Raw genomic sequence first — 6,389 nt, 5'->3', positions numbered from 1 at the left:
TGAAATACCGAGGTGTCTGCATCGCAGGCAAGCCAGCTCCCACAGAAGCCCGGAGCCCACACTTCAAGGTGTGCGGTTACGCCGCGTCTCAATGATGTTCGGCAACTGGGAAATCCGCCCCAACAACCTTCCCAACGCGTCCAACCCCGGGATCTCGATGGTCAGGGACATCAGCGCGGTGTTGTCCTCTTTGTTCGAGCGGGTGTTCACCGCCAGCACGTTGATCCGCTCATTGAGCAGCACTTGCGACACATCCCGCAGCAAGCCGGAACGATCGTAGGCGCGAATCACAATGTCCACCGGATAGGTAAGCACCGGCACCGGTCCCCAGCTGACCTGGATGATCCGCTCCGGCTCACGCCCGCCCAGTTGCAGCACCGAGGCGCAGTCCTGGCGGTGAATGCTCACGCCACGGCCCTGGGTGATGTAGCCGACGATGGCGTCGCCCGGCAACGGCTGGCAGCAGCCGGCCATTTGCGTCATCAGGTTGCCTACGCCCTGGATCTGGATATCGCCACGCTTGCCGGGCTTGTAGCCGGTGGCTTTGCGTGGGATCAGCTCCAGTTGCTCGCTGCCGCGTTCCGGCTCGACCAGCTGTTGCGCCAGGTTGACCAGTTGCGCCAGGCGCAGGTCGCCGGCACCGAGGGCGGCGAACATGTCTTCGGCGATCTTCATGTTGGCCTTTTCGGCCAGCTTGTCGAAGTCCACCTGCGGCAGGCCCAGGCGTGCCAGTTCGCGTTCGAGCAAGGTCTTGCCGGCGGCGACGTTCTGGTCGCGCGCCTGCAACTTGAACCAGTGGACGATCTTCGCCCGCGCCCGCGACGTGGTGATGTAGCCCAGGTTCGGGTTCAGCCAGTCGCGGCTCGGCGTGCCGTGCTTGCTGGTGATGATCTCGACCTGTTCACCGGTTTGCAGGCTGTAGTTGAGCGGCACGATGCGCCCGTTGATCTTGGCGCCCCGGCAGTTGTGGCCGATCTCGGTGTGCACGCGGTAGGCGAAGTCCAGCGGCGTCGCGCCCTTGGGCAAGTCGATGGCGTGGCCGTCGGGGGTGAAGATGTAGACCCGGTCCGGCTCGATATCCACCCGCAGCTGTTCGGCCAGGCCGCCGATGTCGCCGAGTTCTTCGTGCCATTCCAGCACTTGGCGCAGCCAGGAGATTTTCTCTTCGTACTGATTCGACCCGGCCTTGACGTCGGTGCCCTTGTAGCGCCAGTGCGCGCACACGCCCAGCTCGGCCTCTTCGTGCATGGCGTGGGTGCGGATCTGCACTTCCAGCACCTTGCCTTCGGGGCCGATCACGGCGGTGTGCAGCGAGCGGTAGCCGTTCTCCTTGGGGTTGGCGATGTAGTCGTCAAACTCCTTGGGAATGTGCCGCCACAACGTGTGGACGATGCCCAGCGCGGTGTAGCAGTCGCGCATTTCCGGCACCAGCACCCGCACGGCGCGCACGTCGTAGATCTGGCTGAAGGCCAGGCCCTTGCGCTGCATTTTGCGCCAGATGGAATAGATGTGTTTGGCCCGGCCGCTGATGTCGGCATCCACGCCGGTGGCTTGCAGCTCGGCGCGCAACTGGCCCATCACGTCGCTGATAAAGCGCTCGCGATCGAGCCGCCGCTCATGCAGCAGCGTGGCGATCTGTTTGTATTGGTCGGGTTCGAGGTAGCGGAAGGACAAGTCCTCCAGCTCCCACTTGATATGGCCGATACCCAGGCGATGGGCCAGCGGCGCGTAGATGTCGAAGACCTCGCGGGCGACGCGGTTGCGCTTTTCGTCGTCGGCGGTCTTCACCGCACGGATCGCGCAGGTGCGTTCGGCCAGCTTGATCAGGGCGACGCGCACGTCGTCGACCATCGCCACCAGCATCTTGCGCAGGTTCTCGACCTGCCCCTGGGTGCCCAGCACCATCGACTGGCGCGGGCTGAGGCTGGCGCTGATGGCGGCCATGCGCAGCACGCCGTCGATCAGCTTGGCCACCACGGCGCCGAAACGCTGGCTGACCAGCGGCAACGCGATATGCCCTTCACGCACGCCGCGATAGAGCACGGCGGCGATCAGCGAATCCTGGTCCAGTTTGAGGTCAGCGAGGATCTCGGCGATTTCAAGCCCGGTGCGAAAGCTGGAAGTGCCTTCGGCCCACAGGTTCTTCGCCGCATTGTCCTGCTGCTCAGACTCACGCGCGAACTCGCAAGCCGCTTTCAACGCTTCACGGTCCAGTGCCGGATCGACACTGATGGCATGGTCCAGCCATGCCTCCAGGTTGATACTGCCGTCGGTGTTGATCGGCTGGTGTGCTCTCACCTGTACCATCTCTCTTACCTTCCCTACGACGCACCTCTGATGCGCCAAAATCATCGCCGACCTTTTACTGCGAACTCCCTGGCAGGTCACAGGCCCTGGAGAACGCAGGCCGGTCGGATTGAACGGGCATCCTAGCCCGCTTCAAATAACGCCATGGCCTCGACATGCGCGGTTTGCGGAAACATGTCGAGGATCCCGGCACGTTTTAGCCGGTAGCCTTGCTTGACCAACTCAACCGTGTCCCGCGCCAGCGTCGCCGGGTTGCAGGACACATACACCAGGCGCTTGGCTCCCAGGGTGGCGAGCTTGCGCACAACCTCTTGGGCACCATCACGGGGTGGGTCCAAGAGTACCGCAGAAAAGCCCTGTTTGGCCCATTCTGCGTCGGTCAAAGGCTGGGACAAATCGGCCTGAAAAAACTGCGCATTATGCAAATTGTTGCTGACGGCATTCAGAGCCGCCCGGTCCACCATGGTCTGCACACCTTCCACCGCCACCACTTCGCGCACGTGCCTGGCCAGAGGCAGGGCAAAGTTGCCCAGGCCGCAAAACAGGTCCAGCACCCGCTCATCGGGCTGTGGCGCCAGCCATTCCAGGGCCTGGGCCACCATCGCGGCGTTGACCCCGGCGTTGACTTGCACGAAGTCGCCTGGACGGTAGGCCAGTTCCAGATCCCACTGTTCCAAGCGGAAACCCAGCACAGCATCGACGTCCACCGGCTCCGGCTGGCCTTCGCCATGCAGCCACAGCTGGGCTTCATGGAACGCGCAAAATTCTTGCAACACTTGCAGGTCCGCTGCCGACAACGGCGCCATATGGCGCAGCAACACGGCGATGGACGTACCGCTGAACAGCTCCACATGCCCCAAGGCCTTAGGATTGCTCAAACGGCGCAGCATGTTCGGCAGGCGTTGCATGATCGGTTGCAAGGCCTGTACCAGCACCGGGCAATCATCGATAGCAACGATGTCCTGGCTGGCGACCGCGCGAAAACCGACTTCCAGGTGTTTCGCCTTGGCGTCCCAACGCACCGCCACGCGGGCGCGGCGGCGGTAGCCGAATTCCGGCCCGCTCAACGGCGCAGCCCACTCTTGCGGTTCGACACCGGCCACGCGCGACAGTTGCTCGGCGAGCATGCGCTGTTTCAGGGCAAGCTGTTCGGCATGGGGCAAATGCTGCACGCTGCAACCGCCACAGCGGCCAACGTGGGCGCAAGGCGCCGGGCGGCGCAGCTCGCTGGCCTTGAACACGCGCTCGGTGCGCGCCTCGACCACCTTGCCGTGGGCGCCCAACACCCGCGCTTCGACTTCTTCGCCGGCCAGCGCGCCATTGACAAACCAGGTGCGGCCTTCGAAAAACACGATGCCACGGCCGTCATTGGCCAGGCGCTCGATGGTCAGGCGTTGTTTCTTGCCCACGGGAATCTGCGGGGCGCGGCTGCCGCCCGTCGGTTGGAAGCGCAGGCCTCTCTCGTGCTTGGCCATCAGTTGGGTTCGTCGAAAATGCCGGTCGACAAGTAACGGTCGCCACGGTCACAGATGATCGCGACGATCACCGCGTTTTCCACTTCTTTCGACAAACGCAACATACCGGCCACGGCGCCACCGGAGGACACGCCGCAGAAGATGCCTTCTTCACGGGCCAGGCGGCGCGTGGTGTCTTCGGCTTCACGCTGGGCCATGTCGATGATGCGGTCCACACGCGTCGCGTTGTAGATCTTCGGCAGGTACTCCTCGGGCCAGCGGCGGATACCGGGGATGGCCGCGCCTTCCATCGGTTGCAGGCCGACGATCTGGATCGCCGGGTTCTGCTCCTTGAGGTAGCGCGAGTTGCCCATGATGGTGCCGGTGGTGCCCATGGAGCTGACGAAATGGGTGATGGTACCGCCGGTCTGGCGCCAGATTTCCGGGCCCGTGGTGGTGTAGTGCGCCTCGGGGTTGTCGCCATTGGCGAACTGGTCCAGCACCTGGCCACGGCCTTCGGCGGCCATGCGCTCGGCGAGGTCGCGGGCGCCTTCCATGCCCTCTTCCTGGGTCACCAGCACCAGCTCGGCGCCATAGGCGGTCATCGCCGCCTTGCGCTCGGCGCTGCCGTTGTCGGGCATGATCAGCACCATCTTGTAACCCTTGATCGCGGCGGCCATGGCCAGGGCGATCCCGGTGTTGCCCGAGGTGGCTTCGATCAGGGTGTCGCCGGGCTTGATCTGCCCGCGCAATTCGGCGCGGGTGATCATCGACAGCGCCGGGCGGTCTTTGACCGAACCAGCCGGGTTGTTCCCTTCAAGCTTGAGCAACAGGGTATTGCTGGTTTCACCCGCCATGCGTTGCAAGCGGACCAGGGGCGTGTTGCCGACGCAATCGGCGATTGTAGGGTACTGCAAGGTCATGGCGTATTCGCAATCCAGACTGCGGGGGCGAACATCATACCGGGAAAGGCCGGCGGGCCATATCACGCAAAGTGCGGTGCTTATGGCTTAAAGGAATAAGCCGATCATGCGCCGCCAGGGCCATCGCCGTGGTTTCGTTGAAACACCTCATCCCCCATCGCCACAATCTGGCCCTCGATCAACGCCTCGAAAGGTTTGAGCAACGGCTCAAAGGATGCCGGCGCTTCCAACACTTGCAGTGCCTGCACAATCGCTTCAATGGTGGACAACGCCCCCGGCGCCGGCGCCTTGCGCAGTCGATAGCGGGAAACACACCCCTCGGCCAGGGTGACCCTGGGCAATGCGGCCAGCAACGGGTTGAGGTGCAACATCTTGCGCGCCTTGCGCCAGGTGCCGTCGGGGACCACCAGCAGCAGCGGCTCATCGGACGATGCGTAGGCCTGCAACGGCTGGGCATCATCGGCCGGAAACAACAGTCGCGCCTGATAACCGGGCACGCTCAATAGCGTCGGCAGATCCTCAAACACCTCGCCCACCACCAACTGCGCATGGTTCAACCCCAACGCCGCCAGGCGCGCGGTATTGAGCGCATGGTTGACCTCGCTCGGGTGCTGCAACAGCAACACGCGGGTGCGGCTGTCGAGGCTCGGTATCAGCGCGCACAGGCAGTGGGTGACGGGCCGCAGGCAGCGGGAGCATTGGGGTCTGGACATGGATTATCAAGCCTGGTTGAGCTGGGTTTTGAGCAGGTCGCGGAAGGTCTGGATCAGCGGTTCACGGCTACGGCCCCGGCGCATGATCATCGAGAATGGCGCCTGGTAGCCAAAGGTTGCCGGCAGCAACACGCGCAGGTCGCCTTTGTCGGCCCAGGCCTGGGCGTAGTGTTCGGGCAGGTAGCCGATGTAGGCGCCGGACAGCACCAGAATCAGCTGCGCCTCCATGCTTTCCACGGTGGCGGCGCTGTGCTTGAAGCCGTGGCGCGCCAGCTCCGCCTGGCTCCAGTAGCCACGGCCGACCATGCGTTGCTGGGTGATCACTTGCTCGGGGATGCGCCGTTCATTGAATAAAGGATGGCGGGTGCTGCAATACAGCCAGTGCTGTTCACGGTAAAGCGGCATGTAGATCAAGCCGCTCATGCGATTGGAAAAGGCGCCGATGGCCAGGTCCAGGCGGTTGTCCTGCACGCCGAGTTGCAGTTCGTAGGGGCTCATCACCGACAAATGCAGGTGCACCGCCGGGTGTTCCAGGCTGTAGGCACCAATCACTTCGGCGAACGGCAGGGCCTTGTCGCTGACGGTGGAGTCGAGCACGCCGAGCTTGAGGGTGCCGCGCAACTCGCCTTTCAACGCGGCGGCATATTGCTCGAAGCCTTCCAGCTCACCCAGCAGGCGCAAGGTCTCTTGATGGAACAGCTCGCCCTTGCTGGTCAGGCTGAACCCGCCGCGACCACGATGGCACAGCACCAGGCCCAACGCCGCCTCCAGCTGGCTCATATAGGTGCTGATGGCCGAGGTGGACAGGTTGAGCTCGTGCTGGGCATTGGCGAACCCCTGGTGCCGCACGACGCTGACGAAGATGCGCAGGAGTTTCAGGTCGGGCAAGGCGTTGGCCATCGGATCTCCGGATTCAACGGATGCAGCACAATCAAAACTGTGGGAGCTGGCTTGCCTGCGATCGCGGTGTATCAAAAAAGAAAGTGTGGCTG

5 protein-coding genes are annotated in these 6,389 nt (G+C 63.5%); all 5 read right to left on the bottom strand.

What is annotated here, in order from left to right:
- Positions 1 to 63: 63 nt before the first annotated feature.
- Complete coding sequence (relA, locus tag B348_RS0106980) at positions 64 to 2,307, bottom strand: GTP diphosphokinase (protein WP_017735424.1); 2,244 nt, start codon at positions 2,305 to 2,307, stop codon at positions 64 to 66.
- Between the two features lie 122 nt (positions 2,308 to 2,429).
- Positions 2,430 to 3,782: a 23S rRNA (uracil(1939)-C(5))-methyltransferase RlmD gene (gene rlmD / locus B348_RS0106975; protein ID WP_017735423.1), complete on the bottom strand. Its 1,353-nt coding sequence runs from the start codon at positions 3,780 to 3,782 to the stop codon at positions 2,430 to 2,432.
- The gene (gene cysM, locus B348_RS0106970; protein WP_017735422.1) at positions 3,782 to 4,684 is read right to left on the bottom strand and encodes a cysteine synthase CysM; all 903 of its coding nucleotides are present in this window, start codon (positions 4,682 to 4,684) and stop codon (positions 3,782 to 3,784) included. The genes rlmD and cysM overlap by 1 nt, the downstream gene beginning before the upstream one ends.
- A 104-nt stretch (positions 4,685 to 4,788) precedes the next feature.
- Positions 4,789 to 5,397 (bottom strand): tRNA-uridine aminocarboxypropyltransferase, encoded by a 609-nt coding sequence (locus B348_RS0106965; RefSeq protein ID WP_017735421.1) that lies wholly within the window; start codon positions 5,395 to 5,397, stop codon positions 4,789 to 4,791.
- Between the two features lie 6 nt (positions 5,398 to 5,403).
- The gene (locus B348_RS0106960; protein ID WP_017735420.1) at positions 5,404 to 6,297 is read right to left on the bottom strand and encodes a LysR family transcriptional regulator; all 894 of its coding nucleotides are present in this window, start codon (positions 6,295 to 6,297) and stop codon (positions 5,404 to 5,406) included.
- Between the last annotated feature and the right edge of the window lie 92 nt (positions 6,298 to 6,389).

The organism is Pseudomonas sp. CBZ-4 (assembly GCF_000346755.1).
Lineage (GTDB): Bacteria > Pseudomonadota > Gammaproteobacteria > Pseudomonadales > Pseudomonadaceae > Aquipseudomonas.
This window is presented reverse-complemented; position numbering and strand designations above follow the sequence as displayed.

Excerpts from the sequence above, each read along its gene's own strand:
- rlmD (WP_017735423.1), bottom strand. The coding sequence starts at position 3,782 with ATGGCCAAGCACGAGAGAGGCCTGCGCTTCCAACCGACGGGCGGCAGC.
- relA (WP_017735424.1), bottom strand. The coding sequence starts at position 2,307 with ATGGTACAGGTGAGAGCACACCAGCCGATCAACACCGACGGCAGTATC.
- cysM (WP_017735422.1), bottom strand. The coding sequence starts at position 4,684 with ATGACCTTGCAGTACCCTACAATCGCCGATTGCGTCGGCAACACGCCC.
- B348_RS0106960 (WP_017735420.1), bottom strand. The coding sequence starts at position 6,297 with ATGGCCAACGCCTTGCCCGACCTGAAACTCCTGCGCATCTTCGTCAGC.
- B348_RS0106965 (WP_017735421.1), bottom strand. The coding sequence starts at position 5,397 with ATGTCCAGACCCCAATGCTCCCGCTGCCTGCGGCCCGTCACCCACTGC.